The sequence below is a fragment of the Xanthobacter flavus genome, from assembly GCF_017875275.1.
Taxonomy (GTDB): domain Bacteria; phylum Pseudomonadota; class Alphaproteobacteria; order Rhizobiales; family Xanthobacteraceae; genus Xanthobacter; species Xanthobacter flavus_A.
In genome coordinates this window covers 4,972,006-4,988,808 of the sequence record NZ_JAGGML010000001.1, presented here as the reverse complement: position 1 = coordinate 4,988,808, position 16,803 = coordinate 4,972,006, and the positions used below count along the sequence as shown (strand labels likewise).

Below are 16,803 nucleotides of genomic sequence, written 5' to 3'. Positions count from 1 at the left end.
TTGAACGAGCATCAGGTGGCCCATACGCGGGGCAGCGGAGCCTTTCGGAAGGCCATCAGAAACGAGGTCGCGGCCCGGCGCAACGTCCCGATGTCCGGGGCGAGCCAGCGGACGGCGAGAATGCCGTTCCAGACGCTGGCGCCGGCCTCGCAGGGCACGCTCTCCATGAGGGCGCGCGCCTCCTCCAGCCGCGCCTCGGCATCGGGCGCGATGTAGAGGAGGGTCGCAAGCGCGCGCGCTCCGCCCGCGACGGCCGGCCGCTCCAGCAGCGCGCCGATGGGTCCGGACAGGCGGAAGGCGTCGGCGAAGATGAGCCCGCCGCCGCGCCGGATGCGCCAGTGGTCCTCCAGATGCCCCTCGCCCATCGCGTCGCCATAGGCGAGGCGGCCGAGCATGAGCCCCTCGAAGGAGAGAAAAGTGGCGTTGGGTGCTATATCCACCTCATAGCGGCGCCGGAGGCGGGCGCGGTCGAACAGGATGGTTTCCTGCGGCAGCCACTCCAGCCGCGCACCGTCCCCGGCCGCGAGAGCGACGCCGATTTCAGCCAAGGGCCCATCAGAGCGATAGACCTTCTCGGCGGCCGGCGTCGCGACCGTGAGGTGCGCGCCCGGCCCGGCCGAGACTTCGATGGTGAAGCGGTCGCCGCAGCAGACCCCGCCGGCGGTGTTGACGATGACGGCTTCCAGCCCCGGCCCCCCGCGCGGCACGCGCAGGCGCATGGCCCCGCCTTCCGCGAGATCGGCGACGCGGGTCACCGCGCCGAACCGCGCGGCGGCGATGCGGACGCGGCCTTCGCTGCGCTGGCGCTGGGGCGGGAGGGCGGCCGGGGTATCGTCAGATCGCCATGAGGCGGCGAACGTCGTCGCCATCCAGCCCGCTCCTGTCCCCGCTCGCCACCACCTCGCCGCGCTCCATCAAAATGAAGCTGTCGGCGAGATCACGCGCGAACTCGAAATACTGCTCCACCAGTACGATGGCCATGTCGCCCTTGTCACGCAGATAGGAGATGGCGCGGCCGATGTCCTTGATGATGGACGGCTGGATGCCCTCCGTCGGCTCGTCCAGCACCAGGAGACGCGGTCGGGTGACGAGGGCGCGGCCGATGGCGAGTTGCTGCTGCTGTCCGCCGGAGAGATCGCCGCCGCGGCGCCGGAGCATGGATTTCAGCACCGGGAAGAGGTCGAACACCTCCTGCGGCACGTACTTCTCCTTGCCGGGCAGCCGCGCGTATCCCGTCTCCAGATTCTCCTTCACGGAGAGCAGCGGGAACACCTCCCGCCCCTGTGGCACGAAGCCGATGCCGAGCGCCGCGCGGTCGGGCGTCGGGAGCCTTGAAATCTCCTTGCCGTCCAGCGTGATCGAGCCCCCGGCGATGGGCCGCTGGCCGACGATGGCGCGCAGGAGCGAAGTCTTGCCCACGCCGTTGCGGCCGAGCACGCACGTGACCTTCCCAGCCTCGGCCGAGACCGACACCTTCTTCAGGGTGTGGGCGGCGCCGTAATAGAGGTCGAGGTTTTCCACCTTCAGCATGGCCTCACCTCCCCAGATAGACTTCGATGACGCGCTCGTCGGCGCTCACCTGATCGAGCGGGCCTTCGGCCAGCACCGAGCCTTCGTGCAGCACCGTGACCTTCACGTCGAGGTCGCGCACGAACTGCATGTCGTGCTCCACCACCACCACCGAGCGGGTCTTGGCGATTTCCTTGAGGAGCACGGCGGTGTCCGCCGTCTCCTGGTCGGTCATGCCGGCGGCGGGCTCGTCCACCAGCAGCAGGCGCGGCTCCTGCGCCAGCAGCATGCCGATTTCGAGCCACTGCTTCTGGCCGTGGGAGAGATCGCCGGCGCGACGGTAGCGTGAGTCCTTCAGGCGCACGCGCTCCAGAAGCTCCTCCACCCGCTCGCGCTCGTGGCGGCTCGGGTTCCATTCGATGTTCGCGAAGGGGCGGCGGTCGGCCTTCACGGCGAGGAGGATGTTGTCCTCCACCGAGTGCATGTCGAACACGGTCGGCGTCTGGAACTTGCGGCCGATGCCGAGCTGGGCGATGGACGCCTCGTTCAGGCTCGTTAGGTCGTTGACGCCGGCGAACAGAGCGACGCCCTGGTTGGGGCGGGTCTTGCCGGTGATGACGTCCATCATCGTCGTCTTGCCGGCGCCGTTGGGGCCGATGATGGCCCGCATCTCCGCTTCGCCGATGACGAGGGAGAGGGCGTTCAGCGCCCGGAAACCGTCAAAGGAGACGGTGATGTTGTCGAGATAGAGCAGCGCCGGGGTCAGGGCCTTGGGGTCCGGCGCGGGCTGCGCCTCCTGGAGGAAGCCCAGCTCGGCCTCCAGCGAGAGCGCGCCCTGCGACTTGACGGCATAGGGATCGGTGGAGGGAGACAGCATGCTCATGGGGCTCACTCCGCCGGTGTCGCGCTGGGGGTGGGTGCCGAGGCGCTACGGCGGGCCTTCCACTTGTCGGAAAGGCTGGCGGCGAGGCCGAGCACGCCCTTGGGCAGGAACAGCGTGACCAGCACAAACAGCGCACCGAGGGCGAACAGCCAGGCCTCGGGCAGAACGCCGGTGAACCAGGTCTTGCCCGCATTGACGATCAGCGCCCCGATCGCCGCCCCCACCAGCGTTCCGCGGCCCCCCACCGCCACCCAGATCACCATCTCGATGGACTGGGCCGGCGCAAATTCGGACGGGTTGATGATGCCCACCTGCGGCACGTAGAGCGCCCCGGCGACGCCGGCCAGCATGGCCGAGAGCACCCAGGCAACCAGCTTGTAGTTCTCAACCCGGTAGCCGAGGAACCGCGTGCGGCTCTCCGCATCGCGCACCGCCACCAGCACCTTGCCATATTTGGAGGTGACGAGCGCCCGGCAGATCAGATAGCCCCCCGCCAGCGCGACGGCGGAGAGAAAGAACAGCGTCAGGCGCGTCGAGGGCGCGGAGATCGGGAAACCGAGGATGTCCTTGAAATCGGTGAGGCCGTTGTTGCCGCCGAAGCCCATGTCGTTCCGGAAGAAGGCGAGCATGAGCGCGAAGGTCATCGCCTGGGTGATGATGGACAGATAGACGCCGGTGACCCGCGAGCGGAAGGCGAACCAGCCGAACACGAAGGCGAGCGCGCCCGGCACCAGCACCACCATGAGCATGGCGAAGGGGAAGATGTTGAAGCCTTCCCAGAACCAGGGCAGTTCCTTGTAGTTCAGGAACACCATGAAATCGGGCAGCACGGGATTGCCGTAGACGCCGCGCGATCCGATCTGGCGCATCAGGTACATGCCCATGGCGTAGCCGCCGAGGGCAAAAAAGGCGCCGTGGCCGAGCGAGAGCACCCCGCAATAGCCCCACACCAGATCCACCGAGACGGCGAGCAGCGCGTAGCACAGATACTTGCCGAGCAGCGGGATCATGTAGTCCGGCACATGCAGCGGATTGCCGGGGGGCAGCAGCAGGTTGGAGGCGGGTATGAGCACCCCCGCCGCCAGCACCACGATGAGGAAGATGCCGCCGGTGCGGTCGATGATGCGGGTGCGGTTCATGATTCCACCGCCCGGCCCTTGAGCGCGAACAGGCCGCGTGGGCGCTTCTGGATGAACAGGATGATGAAGACCAGCAGGAGAATCTTGCCCAGCACCGCGCCGGCAAAGGGCTCCAGCAGCTTGTTGGCGATGCCCAGCGTGAAGGCGCCCACCAGCGTGCCCCACAGGTTCCCGACGCCGCCGAACACCACCACCATGAAGCTATCGATAATGTAGCCCTGGCCGAGGTTGGGGCTCACATTGTCGATCTGCGAGAGCGCCACGCCCGCGATGCCGGCGATGCCCGACCCGAGGCCGAAGGTGAGCGCATCGATGCGCCCGGTGCGGATGCCCATGGCGGCGGCCATGCGCCGGTTCTGCGTCACCGCCCGCACATAGAGGCCGAGCGGCGTTCGCCTGAGCACCAAAAGCAGGGTGAAGAACACGATCAGAGCGAAGCAGATGATCCAGAGCCGGTTGTAGGTGATGGACAATTGCCCGATCTGGAACGCGCCCGACATCCAGGAAGGGGCGCCCACCTCCTGGTTGGTGGGGCCGAACACGCTGCGCACCGCCTGCTGCAGGATGAGCGAGACGCCCCAGGTGGCGAGCAGGGTTTCCAGCGGACGACCGTAGAGGAAGCGGATCACCGTGCGCTCGATGAGGATGCCCACCAGCGCGGTGAACAGAAAGGCCAGCGGCAAGGCGATGGTGAGCGACCAGTCGAACAGATACGGCGCCTTCTGACGAATGAGTTCCTGCACCACGAAGGTGGTGTAGGCGCCCAGCATCACCATCTCGCCATGGGCCATGTTGATGACGCCCATGACGCCGAAGGTGATGGCGAGGCCGATGGCGGCCAGCAGCAGCACCGAGCCGAGGGAGAGGCCGTACCAGACGTTCTGCGCGATGCCCCAGAGCCTGAGGCTCTCCTCCGCTTTGGTGATGCCGGCCTCCGCGGCGGCCTTCAGGGCCGGAGGCGAGTTCGCGGGCAGGCTGCGCAGCAGGCTGATGGATTCCTGATCGCCACGGGCGGCGATGAGCTGGATCGCGGCGCGGCGCTCGGTTTCCGGGGCGTCGGCCATGCCGATGAGGATGGCGGCGCGGGCCTGCGCCAGCGCAGCCTTCACGGCCGGAACGGTTTCCTTGGCGATGGCCGCGTCCACCGTCGGCAACGCGGCGGCATCGCGCGACTTGAAGACGGCACCGGCGGCGTCGAGCCGCTTCGCGGGATCGGGATTGAGCAAAGTCAGCGCGCCGGCCGCGGCATCCAGGGCGCGACGCACCCGGTTGTTGGCGCGTACCGGCGAGAGCGGGGCGGGTGCGTTGCCGACGATGGTGCCGGTCGCCGCGTCGGCCATGCCGGCGGGGGTGCGGATGAACACCGCCTTGGTCGACGGATCATAGAGCAGATTGCCGGACGCAAGCGCCTCGACGACTGCGGCGGCCTGCGGGCTGCCCGAGGTGGCTAGCGCGGCGACCGCATCGGTCGTGTCGGAATAGCTGTCGTTGCCGAATTTGGCGACGATGCCGGAGATGTCCGGCTGGCTTTGCGCGCGGACGGGGGCCGAGGCGACGATCCCGGCCATCAGCACGGCCAGAAAAGAGAGAAACAACGTCCGCAGGGCGCGCAAAGGCGAGACGTGAACCGTCGGGACGAAAAGGGGCAGCCGCATCATTCAGATCATCCGCTCCGGCGCGGCCGGCCATGCCGGCGGCCCTTAATCGGGAGTGCAGCAGGGCTCCCCCTCCCCTTGCGGGGAGAGGGAGAGGCGCCCCGAAGGACGGTACGAGAGGTCGAGATGAAAACCTTAAGAGGCCTCGGAAAGGCCGCGGGGACCAACGATCCCCGCGCAATGACAGCCGCTTACTTGGCGGCGGCGCCCAGGCACTTGTTGGTGGTGGTGTCGTAATTGCCGCAGTTATACTTGACCCAGTCGGCAACAAGGTTCTTCGAGCCGTCCAGATACTTGGACCAGGCTTCGCCGGGGATCAGGTCCTTGGTCTTCCACACCACGTCGAACTGGCCGTTGTCCTTGATCTCGCCGATGAAGACCGGCTTGGTGATGTGGTGGTTCGGCAGCATCTCGGAGGTGCCGCCCGTGAGGTTGGCCTGCTTGATGCCGGGCAGCGTCGCGATCACCTTGTCCGGATCGGTCGTGCCGGCCTTCTCCACCGCCTTCACCCACATGTTGAAGCCGATGTAGTGGGCTTCCATCGGGTCGTTGGTGACGCGCTTCGGGTTCTTGGTGAAGGCGTGCCACTTCTCGATGAACGCCTTGTTCTCGGGCGTGTCGATGGACATGAAGTAGTTCCAGGCCGCGAGGTGGCCGAGGAGCGGCTTGGTGTCGATGCCGGCCAGCTCTTCCTCACCCACCGAGAAGGCGACGACCGGGATGTCGGTCGCCTTGATGCCCTGGTTGGCCAGCTCCTTGTAGAAGGGCACGTTGGCGTCGCCGTTGATGGTCGACACCACGGCGGTCTTCTTGCCGGCCGAACCGAACTTCTTGATGTCGGAAACGATGGTCTGCCAGTCGGAATGACCGAACGGCGTGTAGTTGATCATGATGTCCTCGGCCTTCACGCCGCGGGACTTCAGATAGGCCTCAAGGATCTTGTTGGTGGTGCGGGGATAGACGTAGTCGGTGCCCGCGAGCACCCAGCGCTGCACCTTCTCCTCGTTGGCGAGGTAGTCCACCGCCGGGATGGCCTGCTGGTTCGGCGCGGCGCCGGTGTAGAAGACGTTGCGCTCGCTCTCCTCGCCCTCGTACTGCACGGGGTAGAAGAGGATGTTGTTCAGCTCCTTGAACACCGGCAGCACGGACTTGCGCGACACCGAGGTCCAGCAGCCGAACACGGCCGAGACCTTGTCCTTGGTGATCAGCTCGCGCGCCTTCTCGGCGAACAGCGGCCAGTTGGAGGCCGGGTCCACGACCACCGCCTCGAGCTTCTTGCCGAGGAGGCCGCCCTTCTTGTTCTGCTCCTCGATGAGCATGAGCATCACGTCTTTCAGCGTGGTCTCGCTGATGGCCATGGTGCCCGACAGTGAATGCAGGATGCCGACCTTGATGGTCTCCTGCGCCTTCGCCGCGCCAACTCCCATCGTGCCCGCGACGACGGCGGCAGCGGCGAGCGCGCCGAATCCCCTCCTGGTCGTCCGTCCCAGCAATCCGAGCATGCGCTCTCTCCCTTATCCGACGGCCCCATCGGGCCGACCAGCGGAGAGTGAGCAAGGCGCGTGCCAAGGGCATGCGAGCCAGCGCTTACGGCAAAGCACAACAGCTCGACCTCACCCGCAACCGCCGGCAGGTAGAGAGATGAAAGCAAGCGATGAATTTTTGGGCACCGAAGAACGCCGACGCTGGGCAGTTTCTGGGCAGATCTGCCGGGCGACTGATGAAGGCGCCACAAAACGGACTTTGATACCTCCATTCTTAACCAAATCTTACCGCCTTAGCGAAGCTGTGCGATCTGACTGAGTGGCGCCAAATTAATCAGTCCCCGGCTCGCGACCGGCACGGCCCTGGGCACGGAGACAGCCAGAGCACGTTGAACAGGTCGAGCAGCAGGGCCGGACGGAACGCTCATGGCTCATCACAATGGGGGCGCGTTCCTGACCCCACACGGTTTCAAGCTGCTGTGCTGAGGACCTGCGGTCAGGACGCCGGCGATCCGCGCATGCTCTTGACTTGTTTGCCAAGCTCAGACTTCCGTTGCCCACCAAGCGCAGGGAGCGATCGCGTGGACGAACTGATCTCCGGCTACCAACGGTTTCGCGAAACGGCTTGGCCCGAACGCAAGTTGCTGTTCGAGCAACTTGCGGCGCGCGGCCAGAAGCCGGAAACCCTCGTGATCGCCTGCTCGGACAGCCGCGTCGACCCGCAGATGATCTTCGATGCGGGCCCAGGCGAGATGTTCGTCGTGCGCAACGTCGCCAATCTCGTCCCGCCCTTCATGCCGGACTCCAATTACCACGGCACCTCGGCGGCCATCGAGTTCGCGGTGCGGGTGCTCCGCGTGAAGGAGGTGGTGGTGCTGGGGCATGCCCAGTGCGGTGGCATCCATGCCCTTCTCGACGGCGCCCCTCCCGGCGCCCGTGACTTCGTGGCCGGGTGGATGAAGATCGCCGAGCCGGCGCGGCTGATGGCCGAGGACGCAAACCTCCCGCCCGACGAGCGCCAGCGCTTCTGCGAGCAGTGCTGTGTCAAGCTCTCGCTCGCCAACCTCGCCGGCTTCCCCTGGGTGGCGGAGCGGGTTGCGGAGGGCGACCTGAAACTCCAGGGCGCCTATTTCGGCGTCGCCACCGGGCGCCTGGAGATTCTCGGCGACGACGGCACCTTCTCGGCCGTCTGAGGCGTCTCGGCGCGCCTGCGGCCGGGTGACCCAAGGGCGTGCCGCGAGGTCAATGTGGCCGGTTGTCCCGGTCGCGTTTCATCCCCTTGTATTAAATGGCGATTATCCGATATGGGTCGGCTGGACCGGCACCTTGCATTCGACAGGGCCGTTTCTGCTTGAACATCCCTCAAACCGGGGACACCCATATGACCGACGCGGCACTCGCTTCGCGGCTCGGGCACGAGCACGTCGCTGACATCGTCGAATTTCTGAATGGCAAGACCGCCGAGGAAGCGATCGGCGTGGTCTCGCACATGCCGCTCAAATGGGCGGTGGAGGTGCTGGACCAGCCTCAGTTCCACGATGCCTGCGAGGTCATCGAAGCGCTGCCTCAGGAAAAGGCCGTGAGTATCCTTGAGGGCATGTCTGCCGACCGCGCGGCCGACGTGCTGCGCTGGATCGAGGAGCCGGCCAAGGGTCGGCTGCGGGATGCGCTCAATCCAGAGACGCGTACGGCGATCGACCACCTGCTGACCTATCCGGAGGGCACGGCCGGGGCGCTGATGACCACCGAGTTCGTCTCGGTGCCCTCAAACTGGACGGTGCAGCAGACCCTCGACCATATCCGCGAGGTGGAGCGCAGCCGCGAGACGGTCTATGCGATCTACGTGCTTTCCCCCGGCACCCGCCGTCTGGTGAACACGGTTTCGCTGCGCCGGCTGATCTCGGGCAATCCGGGCGATTCGATCCTGTCGGTGGCGAACCCCTACACCCCGATCACCGTGCCGCCGAATCTGCCGCAGGAGGAGGTGGCGCGGACCATCTCCAAATACGATTTCCTTGCCGTCCCCGTCGTGGACACCACGGGCCACGTTCTCGGCATCGTCACCGTCGACGACGTGATCGACGCGATGATCGAGGAGCAGACGGAAGACGTCCAGCGCATGGGCGGCATGGAGGCCATTGACGAGCCCTATCTGGAAATCTCCTTCAGGGAGATGATCAAGAAGCGCGCCGGCTGGCTGAGCATCCTGTTCATCTCCGAGATGTTCACGACGAGCGCGATGCAGTTCTTCTCCGACGAGCTGGAGAAGGCCATCGTGCTGGCCCTGTTCATCCCGCTGGTGATGAGCTCGGGCGGCAACTCGGGCTCGCAGGCCACCTCTCTCATCATCCGCGCCCTCGCGCTGCATCAGGTGCGGCTGCGCGACTGGTGGCGCGTCGCGCTGCGCGAGCTGCCCACCGGCCTCACGCTCGGCGCCATCCTCGGCGTCATCGGCGTCATCCGCATCATCGTGTGGCAGCAGGCGGGATTCTTCGACTATGGCGAGTACTGGAAGCTGCTCGCCGTCACCATCGGCGCCGCGCTGGTCGGTATCGTCACCTTCGGATCGCTCGCCGGCTCTCTGATGCCCTTCGTGCTCAAGCGCCTGGGCTTCGATCCGGCCTCCGCATCGGCGCCCTTCATCGCGACGCTGGTCGATGTGACCGGCATCGTGATTTATTTCTCGGTGGCATGGCTGTTCCTCCACGGCACCATTCTGTGACGCCTCAGGACTGCCGGACGAAGCGCATGAGCGCGCAATAGCCGTCCTCCTCCTCCGCGTCCGCCGGCGCCTGCGTGTCGCTGGCGGCGGCGGCGAGGTCGGATGAGGTCACCTCGAATCCTCGCGAGGCGAGGAACCGCACCGCATCGTCGGTGGAGGAAAACCCCTCCACCGCCTCCGCGAGCACGGCGCTGAGGCCGGTGTTGCCGGAGGCGTCTGCCTTCAGGCGCTCGATGTCCGCATTGGTCATTTCAGTCCCTCTCGGTGGATATGCGTTCTCAAGCGGAACACGGGACCCACCGCGAAGTTCCGCCCTCCCTCTCCATCGGTCGCTGCCGGCTTGCGTTCTGGACCGCTTTCCCGTCTTCTTGCGCCTGTTTCCGCAGAGTGATCCCCGACCCGCCATGGTTAAGCTTGCCTTCCTCCTAGTGGGAGCCCGTGCATTGCGCGACCGCTGGTGGGTTCTCACCTTGCTCTCGGCCGCGCTTTTCTTCGTCGCCACGCTGATTCTCCTTGACGCCATGGACGGCACCATGTCGGTGGCGACGCAGGTGTTCGGCGGGGTATTCCTGTTCGAGGGGCTGCTGGGGCTTGTCACCGCCTTCGCCTTTACGGGCGCGCGCAGCAAGGTGCTTGCGCTGGGACGGGCGGCCGCGCTGATCTTTTTCGGAACGTTCATTCTCGATTACCCCTCGCGGAACGGCATGGCGCTCTCGCTGCTGTTCGGGGCCGCCTTCTTCGTGGATGGGATCGCGCGCATCGTCACCTCGGCGGTGGTGCGGTTCCGGCTGTGGCGGTCGACCGTGGCGGTGGGCGTGATCGAGCTGTTCCTGGCCCTGTTTATCGGTAGCCATTGGCCACTGGCCCATGAACTCAAGGTGCCGCTGGCGGTGGCCCTGCTCACCCTGATGTCCGGATGGATCATGCTGCGGGTGAGCCTGATGCTCCGCGCCCACCTCGCCGAGGTCGCCATCCTGAGCCTGCCCATCTATGGCGGGCGTCAATGGTACGACAACGCGCCGGTCATCGTGGACGACAGCGGCCCCCTGCCCCCTTGGGAAGGCCCCATGATCGTCCATGTCTGGACCCCCACCGGATCGGCGGACGTGAAGGAGCACCGCCCGGTGATCGATCGCTACATCGCGGCGGTGGACCGCAGCGGGGCGATCTCCACCGGCCATGCCTCCCTCGAGCTGAAGCCCGATCTCTACATCAGCCATTATCCGGCGGATGAGATCGAGCGCCCGCCGGAGGAGTTCGCCCGCATCCTGCGTGCAACGCACGATAACGACGTGAAGGGCCGGTTCCAGCCCTCCTACGCCTATGAGTGCGCCAATTGGTGCGAGGCGGATCAGAAGGTGGAGTTCACCCGCTTCGACGTGCGGCGGCTGATGGCGTTCTGGGCCGGCTACCGGCAGGTGGACACCTACAACCTCACCGACCGCAATTGCTCAGTCGCTGTGGCGGCGGCGCTCGATTCAGCGCTGGAAGGAAGCCTTGCGAGCCGCATGCCCTGGGCGCGGGTGGCGACCCTGATGTTCAATCCCGACATCTGGGCCGCCGCCTACATCCGCTCCCGGGCGGAAGCGATGAGCTGGACCCCGGGCCTCGTCCTCGACTACGCCCGGACCATGAAGCGCATCATCGAGCCCGCGCCACCGCCCTTCGCCCACCGCCTGAGGGACTTCCTGCGCCAGTTGTCCCTGCACAAGGGCGGCGCGGCGTCCCCTTCCTCAGCCCCCGATTCCACCCGGCCGGCGGAGCCTGCGCGCCCGTGACCCACCAGCGCATCGAGCCGTCCCCAGCCGCGCCCACCGAAGCCTCGACCGTGCTGGCGCGGGGCGCGGTGATCGCGACCGCCATGGTCTTCGGGCTCACCTATTCCCTCAGCGCGCCCCTGATCGCCTTCGATCTTGCCGCGCGGGGCCTCAGCGAGGCGCTCATCGGCGCCAACGCCGCCATGCATGCGGTCGGCGTGCTGGTGACCGCCGTGGCGCTGCCGCGCATGGTGGCGACGCTGGGGCCGCGCCGTCTGATTCTCATGTCGATCGGCCTCTCCGCGCTGACGCTCGCAGCGTTTCCGGTGATGCCGGCCGTATGGCTGTGGTTCGTGCTGCGCCTGTTTCTCGGCATGGCGGCGGAGGCGCTGTTCGTCACCTCGGAGACGTGGATCAACGCGCTCTCCACAGAGAAAACCCGTGCAAGGTCCATGGCGGCCTATACGGCGGCGCTATCGGTGGGGCTTGCCCTCGGCCCGCTCATTCTGTCGCTGGTGGGCACCGAGGGCGCGGCACCCTATCTGCTGGGCGCCGGCGTCGCGCTGACGGCGGCCGTGTTCGTGGCGTCGCCGCGCGTCACCGCCCCGCATTTCGACGAGCCGACCATCGGCAATCCGGTCCATTTCGTTCGGCTCGCGCCCCTCGCTTTGTCCGCCACCATGCTGAATGCGGCCATCGAGACGGCGGGCCTGTCCTTCCTCGCGCTCTATGCCGTCGGGCTCGGCTGGGCGGAGGAACACGCCACGCGACTGATGTCGGTGATGATGATCGGCGCGATCCTGCTCCAGCTGCCGATTGGCTGGCTGGGCGACAACATGGACCGCCGCCGGCTGGTCATCCTGCTCGCCCTGGTCTCGGCGGTCGGCGCGGCCGTCTGGCCGCTGGCGCTCGGCAGCGCGATCGCGACCTATGCGCTACTGTTCGTCTGGGGCGGCGCCTTCGTCGGCATCTACACCATCATGATCACGCTGGTCGGTAGCCGCTTCAAGGGAGGCGACCTCGTGGGCATCTACGCCGTCTCCGGCCTGTTCTGGGGGCTCGGCGCCCTCGTCGGGCCGCTGGGGGCGGGATTCGCCATGCAGGTGCATCCCCACGGGCTTGCGGCGTTCGCAACCCTGGCCTGCGCGCTGTTCGCCGCCGCGGCCTGGCGGCTGCGCGGAAGTGCATGAGCCGGCCGTGAAATCAGAGGGCGGAAGGCGCTCCACAGTGGATCCGTGCCCACGCGCCATCCGCGCCGTTCCTTTACGGGCACTCAACGAATCCCGAGGCGTCCTATCCCCGCCAGGAAGCCCACCAGTTCGGCCTGACGGTGCATCCCCGACTTGCGGAGTACCGTCTTGAGATGAGTTCGCGCAGTTTCCACCGTAACACCACTTTCACCCGCAATCTCTTTTAGGCTGAGCCCCTGCGTCAGACGCTGCGCCAGCCGTGCCTCGGCGGGCGTCAAATCGAAGAGGGTATTCAGCATATCGAAGGGGGGCGCAGCGGGCGCCCGCACGGGCATGGCGATAACCAGAGCCGTGGCGGCCCGGAACAGATCGTGTGCCTGACGGCGCAAAGGCAAGACGTGAATGACCAATGCGTCGTGGTTCACGCCGGCAGGCATCGGGATGGAACGCGGCGCGGCATGTCCACGGGCAGCCTCGTCGATCGCTGATACCAGCAGCGCATTGGTCGGCCCGTGGGCAAGGGCCAATCTTCCAAAGGCGCGTGCGATCAGGGCCAGGGCGAGCCCGGAGAAGGACGCTCCTGACGCGAGCACCCTTTGGTCAGCCCCAACCACGGCGGCAGGCAGACCGATGGCATCAAGGCCCGATACGGTGCTTTTTAACTGCTCAAGATGAAGCCGCGCGGCCATGATTGCGGCCCGCGCCAGATGCGGCCGGGCCTGATCGAGCATCGCGACGACAGCTCCGGGTACAGGCCCACGACGGTAATCCTGCTCGAAACTGATGACGACCATTTCCCCGGTGTGGATCGGAACCGCCGTCCCCACCGAAGCGCCACAGCCACGCGGATACATGAATTCCCGATAGACGGGCTCGTTCGCGCGCTCCTCTTCGCTCAGGAAGTCCGAGTCGCGGGTGAAGCCGGGGTGATTGAGGGCAATTCCCTTGGAGATCCGGGGATTGCGCAGCATCCACCCCTCAGCGACGAATGCCGTGATCGTCTCGCGAAAATTGTCGGTTGCGGCCCACGCGTGTCTGTCGCGCGCGCCGACGAAGATCACCCCGCCAGTCGTTCCAGAAAGCGAATCGAGACGCGCCAGCGCCTGCGGCCACAATTCCGGCAGCAGAGCCGCCTCGTAGATCTGGTCCAAAACGTCGTCGAGCAAATCCACCTGGCCCCCCGGTGTTTTGCAAGCACGCGAAACCTTCGCCCCGCACGTCTTTCGTATCGCCGATGTGTCGGGGCATGAAGACAAAATTATGGGACGCAGGACCGGGTCGAAAACCCGAAATCATCTGGTCGGAGTGGCAGGATTTGAACCTGCGACCCCCACGTCCCGAACGTGGTGCGCTACCAGACTGCGCTACACTCCGATCCAGAGGCGCCGCATCTAGCATCCGCTCCGGGGGGATGCAAGGGGTACGACGCGGCAGCTTCGCTTGAACGGTGGATGGCCCCATGCCATAGGAAGCGCGCTCATGGTGCGTCTTCCGGCAGGACCATGGGTTTCAATGGCTTGAGCATGTGGAGTTGGGTCTATGGCGACGGACGGTTTCGCGAGCGGTCTTCTGAAGGGCAAGCGCGGGCTGATTCTCGGTGTCGCCAACAATCGATCCATCGCCTATGGAATCGCCAAGTCGGCCCGCGCCCACGGTGCCGAACTCGCCCTCACCTATCAGGGTGAAGCGCTGAAGAAGCGGGTGGAGCCACTGGCGGCCGAACTGGGCGGTCATCTGGTCGGCCATTGCGACGTGACCGAGCCGGAGACGCTGGATGCCATCTTCGCCGAGACCGAGCGCCTGTTCGGCACGCTGGATTTCGTGGTTCATTGCATCGCCTTCTCCAACAAGGACGAGCTGGACGGCCGCTACGTGGACACCACGGGCGACAATTTCACCAAGACCATGTTCATCTCCTGCTACTCCTTCACCGCCGTCGCGCAGCGGGCCGAGAAGCTGATGACCAATGGCGGCTCGCTCATCACGCTCACCTATTACGGTGCGGAGAAGTGGATGCCCCACTACAACGTCATGGGCGTGGCCAAGGCGGCGCTGGAGGCCAGCGTGCGCTATCTTGCCGCCGACCTCGGCCCCAAGGCGATCCGCGTGAACGCCATCTCCGCCGGTCCGATCAAGACGCTGGCCGCCTCGGGAATCGGTGATTTCCGCTACATCCTGAAGTGGAACGAGCTGAACTCGCCGCTGCGCCGCACCGTGACCACCGACGAGGTGGGCGACACCGGCGTTTATCTGCTCTCCGATTTGTCGCGCGGTGTGACCGGCGAGGTGCATCATGTGGATGCCGGGTACCATATTGTGGGCATGAAGCACCCCGACGCGCCGGACCTCGCCCTCGTCCGCGACTGAGACCGGCGCCCGCGCGCTCTAGGAGAACGACGATGACGGCGCTTAATCTCCAGGTGGCACGTCGCCCGCTTGCCGGCCTTGCCACCCTCGCCGTGGCCATATCGGCCGGAATGCTCCCGACGGCTGGCGGCGCGCTGGCGCAGAGCCCGCCCTCCTTCGAGCAGTATCCGCTGCGCGACCGCGTGTTCGGTCCCGGCGGCGCGGTTTTCCCGGACTATGTGACGCCGCCGGAATATGGCGTCAGCTTCATGATCGGCGGCGGCGGCAGCCGCAGCGCGCTCTTCGCTGCCGGCACGTCCGACTACAACTGCCAGCAGACGCAGATTCCCGCCATCCAGGTGCTCTCCGCGCCGCCCGGCGGCAAGGTCGGCATCCAGTATGGCCGCTTCGTCGCCACCGGCATCGACGGCGGGCACACGACCCGGTGCCTCGGCCAGCCAGCCAAGGGGCTCATCGTGAGCTTCAAGGGCAAGGCGGCGCCGGGCTCCACAATTGCGCTGCGCGTCACCTACCCGCCGCGCGGCGCCTGGTACGATCACGTAATCACCATTCCGCCGCGGTGACTGACGCCGCGCCCGAGGGGGCGGGCCGGAGAGCGATGACCACGCGACGCTTTTTCCTCGTCCGCCATGGCGAGACAGACTGGAACGTGGTGGGCCGGCTGCAGGGGCGCCGCGACGTGCCGCTGAACCCGCTCGGCCGGATTCAGGCGGGACAGGTGGGCCGCGTCCTGGCCCAGCTCGCTGGCGACACCCGCGCGCTGGCCTATGTCTCCAGCCCCCTGTCCCGGGCGGTGGAGACCATGCGCATCCTGCGCACCGGCCTCGATCTGCCGGTTGGTGACTTCAAGACCGACATCCGCTTCGCTGAGATATCCTTCGGCATCTGGGAGGGGCAGACCTGGCCCGAGTTGCGCCGCCGAGACTATGACGCGGTGCGCCGGCGCGATCTCGACCCCTGGAACTTCGCGCCCCCCGGTGGCGAGAGCTACCGCACCCTCTGCGAGCGCGTCAGCGCGGCCTGCACCGAGATCGATCAGGACACCGTCATCGTCACCCACGGCGGTGTCATCCGCGCCCTTCTGCATGTGAAGGCCGGGATGCCCGAGGCCGAGGCCTCAAACCTGCCGGTGCGCCAGGGCGCGGTCTACGTCGTCGCGCAGGGTGGGTTCGAGGTCGCGGACTGAGGCGCCGCGCCGCCCGCACCCGCCATTTCCCTTGGCATTTTTCTTGCTGTCTCAACCGGGTAGAGCCGGCGCCTGTGTCGTGAACGCGACGGGCGGCGTCTTTTCTTGACGCCTTTTCACCCGAGCCCGGGGGGACATTTCATGACCGACATGGCCGAATTGCAGAAGCGGAAGATGCCGCTCAACCTCGCCATCGTCCATGTGGATCCGGACGCCTTCATCGCCCACTACATGGGCTGGCTGGAAATCACCAAGTTCATCTCCGCCCTGCGCGCCGGGGATGCGAGCGTGCCGGCGGATGGCAAGACCCCCATCCTGACGGCGGCGGACCTCGCCAATGGCGGTGTCCACAATGTCGCGAACGACGCCATGTTCGCCTTCTGCATGACGGCCGCGCTGAAAGGCGACAAAGCCGCCGTGGACAAGGTGGAGGCGGCCTTCATCGAGGCGTGGGGCAAGGAGTATCCGGGCAATTTCGCCCTCTGGCATTTCCGCACCAACATCGAGACGCCCATCACGCTCGAGGATTTCGTGGGTCAGGCCGGCAAGAAGATGCTGCTGGGCGACATCCCGCCCCCGCCGCTGCGTGCCAAGGAGAACTGGAGCGCGGGCCTGCGCTTCTTCGAGAAGGCGCGCAAATCCAACTTCGTCCACGAGATCATGTACCCGCTGGCCCTGTGGCACCGCGCGAAGTGGACCGAGACGCTGGAAAAGGGAATCGCCTTCCTCAAGCACATCGAGGACACGGTGCCCGTGCTGCGGGACACGCTGGACGAGAAGCGCAACGACCAGCCCTTCATCGCCAACATCCTGCTGAAGAATGCCTTTGGCGTGGATATGGAGCTGACCGAGGAATACGAGGGCTTCCTGCGCTCCCTCGCCCGTCGGGATTGAAGCCAACAGGCGCGGGC

At 66.4% G+C, this 16,803-nt stretch carries 16 protein-coding genes and 1 tRNA gene; 8 read left to right on the top strand and 9 right to left on the bottom strand.

The window, feature by feature from the left end; all coding sequences use genetic code 11:
- Nucleotides 1-11 precede the first annotated feature (11 nt).
- The 6 genes from J2126_RS23380 to urtA all read right to left on the bottom strand — a co-directional run bounded on the left by J2126_RS23380 (nt 12) and on the right by urtA (nt 6,613).
- Nucleotides 12-869, bottom strand: coding sequence for an urease accessory protein UreD (locus J2126_RS23380; RefSeq protein ID WP_209489172.1), 858 nt, complete (start codon nt 867-869; stop codon nt 12-14).
- Nucleotides 835-1,530 carry an urea ABC transporter ATP-binding subunit UrtE gene (gene urtE / locus J2126_RS23375; RefSeq protein ID WP_209489171.1) on the bottom strand — a complete coding sequence of 232 codons (696 nt, stop codon included), beginning with the start codon at nt 1,528-1,530 and terminating at the stop codon, nt 835-837. Before urtE ends, J2126_RS23380 begins: the two co-directional genes overlap by 35 nt.
- Before the next feature lie 4 nt (nt 1,531-1,534).
- Nucleotides 1,535-2,392 (bottom strand): urea ABC transporter ATP-binding protein UrtD, encoded by an 858-nt coding sequence (gene urtD / locus J2126_RS23370; RefSeq protein ID WP_245327537.1) that lies wholly within the window; start codon nt 2,390-2,392, stop codon nt 1,535-1,537.
- Nucleotides 2,393-2,397: 5 nt separating this feature from the next.
- Nucleotides 2,398-3,531, bottom strand: a complete 1,134-nt coding sequence (urtC, locus tag J2126_RS23365) for an urea ABC transporter permease subunit UrtC (protein WP_209489170.1) — start codon at nt 3,529-3,531, stop codon at nt 2,398-2,400.
- Nucleotides 3,528-5,099 (bottom strand): urea ABC transporter permease subunit UrtB, encoded by a 1,572-nt coding sequence (gene urtB / locus J2126_RS23360; RefSeq protein ID WP_209490501.1) that lies wholly within the window; start codon nt 5,097-5,099, stop codon nt 3,528-3,530. The genes urtC and urtB overlap by 4 nt, the downstream gene beginning before the upstream one ends.
- A 278-nt stretch (nt 5,100-5,377) precedes the next feature.
- Nucleotides 5,378-6,613, bottom strand: coding sequence for an urea ABC transporter substrate-binding protein (gene urtA, locus J2126_RS23355; protein WP_394028719.1), 1,236 nt, complete (start codon nt 6,611-6,613; stop codon nt 5,378-5,380).
- 638 nt (nt 6,614-7,251) lie between these two features.
- Between urtA and J2126_RS23350 the strand changes: the two genes are divergently transcribed.
- Together J2126_RS23350 and mgtE are read left to right on the top strand one after the other, a co-directional pair.
- Nucleotides 7,252-7,863, top strand: a complete 612-nt coding sequence (locus J2126_RS23350) for a carbonic anhydrase (protein ID WP_209489168.1) — start codon at nt 7,252-7,254, stop codon at nt 7,861-7,863.
- 188 nt (nt 7,864-8,051) lie between these two features.
- Complete coding sequence (gene mgtE / locus J2126_RS23345; protein ID WP_209489167.1) at nt 8,052-9,392, top strand: magnesium transporter; 1,341 nt, start codon at nt 8,052-8,054, stop codon at nt 9,390-9,392.
- A 4-nt stretch (nt 9,393-9,396) separates the two neighbouring features.
- Here the strand turns inward: mgtE and J2126_RS23340 are convergent, their stop codons facing one another.
- Entirely contained in the window at nt 9,397-9,642 is a 246-nt protein-coding gene (locus J2126_RS23340) for a hypothetical protein (RefSeq protein WP_209489166.1), read from the bottom strand.
- Nucleotides 9,643-9,796: 154 nt separating this feature from the next.
- Between J2126_RS23340 and J2126_RS23335 the strand changes: the two genes are divergently transcribed.
- Entirely contained in the window at nt 9,797-11,170 is a 1,374-nt protein-coding gene (locus J2126_RS23335) for an HdeD family acid-resistance protein (protein WP_209489165.1), read from the top strand.
- Nucleotides 11,167-12,339 (top strand): MFS transporter, encoded by a 1,173-nt coding sequence (locus J2126_RS23330; RefSeq protein ID WP_432445346.1) that lies wholly within the window; start codon nt 11,167-11,169, stop codon nt 12,337-12,339. The genes J2126_RS23335 and J2126_RS23330 overlap by 4 nt, the downstream gene beginning before the upstream one ends.
- An 83-nt stretch (nt 12,340-12,422) precedes the next feature.
- Here J2126_RS23330 and J2126_RS23325 read toward each other — a convergent pair whose 3' ends face one another.
- On the bottom strand, nt 12,423-13,511 hold the full coding sequence (locus tag J2126_RS23325) for a helix-turn-helix transcriptional regulator (protein ID WP_209489164.1): 1,089 nt from the start codon (nt 13,509-13,511) through the stop codon (nt 12,423-12,425).
- Between the two features lie 125 nt (nt 13,512-13,636).
- Nucleotides 13,637-13,713, bottom strand: a tRNA-Pro gene (locus J2126_RS23320).
- 165 nt (nt 13,714-13,878) lie between these two features.
- Here J2126_RS23320 and fabI point away from each other — a divergent pair.
- The 4 genes from fabI (at nt 13,879) to J2126_RS23300 (ending at nt 16,786) form a co-directional block, all read left to right on the top strand.
- Nucleotides 13,879-14,706 carry an enoyl-ACP reductase FabI gene (gene fabI, locus J2126_RS23315; protein WP_209489163.1) on the top strand — a complete coding sequence of 276 codons (828 nt, stop codon included), beginning with the start codon at nt 13,879-13,881 and terminating at the stop codon, nt 14,704-14,706.
- 32 nt (nt 14,707-14,738) lie between these two features.
- On the top strand, nt 14,739-15,269 hold the full coding sequence (locus tag J2126_RS23310) for a hypothetical protein (RefSeq protein ID WP_209489162.1): 531 nt from the start codon (nt 14,739-14,741) through the stop codon (nt 15,267-15,269).
- Nucleotides 15,270-15,304: 35 nt separating this feature from the next.
- On the top strand, nt 15,305-15,892 hold the full coding sequence (locus tag J2126_RS23305; RefSeq protein ID WP_209489161.1) for a histidine phosphatase family protein: 588 nt from the start codon (nt 15,305-15,307) through the stop codon (nt 15,890-15,892).
- 141 nt (nt 15,893-16,033) lie between these two features.
- Nucleotides 16,034-16,786, top strand: coding sequence for a hypothetical protein (locus J2126_RS23300; protein ID WP_209489160.1), 753 nt, complete (start codon nt 16,034-16,036; stop codon nt 16,784-16,786).
- Nucleotides 16,787-16,803: the final 17 nt, after the last annotated feature.

Excerpts from the sequence above, each read along its gene's own strand:
- fabI (WP_209489163.1), top strand. The coding sequence starts at position 13,879 with ATGGCGACGGACGGTTTCGCGAGCGGTCTTCTGAAGGGCAAGCGCGGG.
- urtE (WP_209489171.1), bottom strand. The coding sequence starts at position 1,530 with ATGCTGAAGGTGGAAAACCTCGACCTCTATTACGGCGCCGCCCACACC.
- urtC (WP_209489170.1), bottom strand. The coding sequence starts at position 3,531 with ATGAACCGCACCCGCATCATCGACCGCACCGGCGGCATCTTCCTCATC.
- J2126_RS23340 (WP_209489166.1), bottom strand. The coding sequence starts at position 9,642 with ATGACCAATGCGGACATCGAGCGCCTGAAGGCAGACGCCTCCGGCAAC.
- urtD (WP_245327537.1), bottom strand. The coding sequence starts at position 2,392 with ATGAGCATGCTGTCTCCCTCCACCGATCCCTATGCCGTCAAGTCGCAG.
- J2126_RS23335 (WP_209489165.1), top strand. The coding sequence starts at position 9,797 with ATGGTTAAGCTTGCCTTCCTCCTAGTGGGAGCCCGTGCATTGCGCGAC.
- J2126_RS23380 (WP_209489172.1), bottom strand. The coding sequence starts at position 869 with ATGGCGACGACGTTCGCCGCCTCATGGCGATCTGACGATACCCCGGCC.
- urtA (WP_394028719.1), bottom strand. The coding sequence starts at position 6,613 with ATGGGAGTTGGCGCGGCGAAGGCGCAGGAGACCATCAAGGTCGGCATC.
- J2126_RS23305 (WP_209489161.1), top strand. The coding sequence starts at position 15,305 with ATGACCACGCGACGCTTTTTCCTCGTCCGCCATGGCGAGACAGACTGG.
- mgtE (WP_209489167.1), top strand. The coding sequence starts at position 8,052 with ATGACCGACGCGGCACTCGCTTCGCGGCTCGGGCACGAGCACGTCGCT.
- J2126_RS23300 (WP_209489160.1), top strand. The coding sequence starts at position 16,034 with ATGACCGACATGGCCGAATTGCAGAAGCGGAAGATGCCGCTCAACCTC.
- urtB (WP_209490501.1), bottom strand. The coding sequence starts at position 5,099 with ATGGCCGGGATCGTCGCCTCGGCCCCCGTCCGCGCGCAAAGCCAGCCG.
- J2126_RS23310 (WP_209489162.1), top strand. The coding sequence starts at position 14,739 with ATGACGGCGCTTAATCTCCAGGTGGCACGTCGCCCGCTTGCCGGCCTT.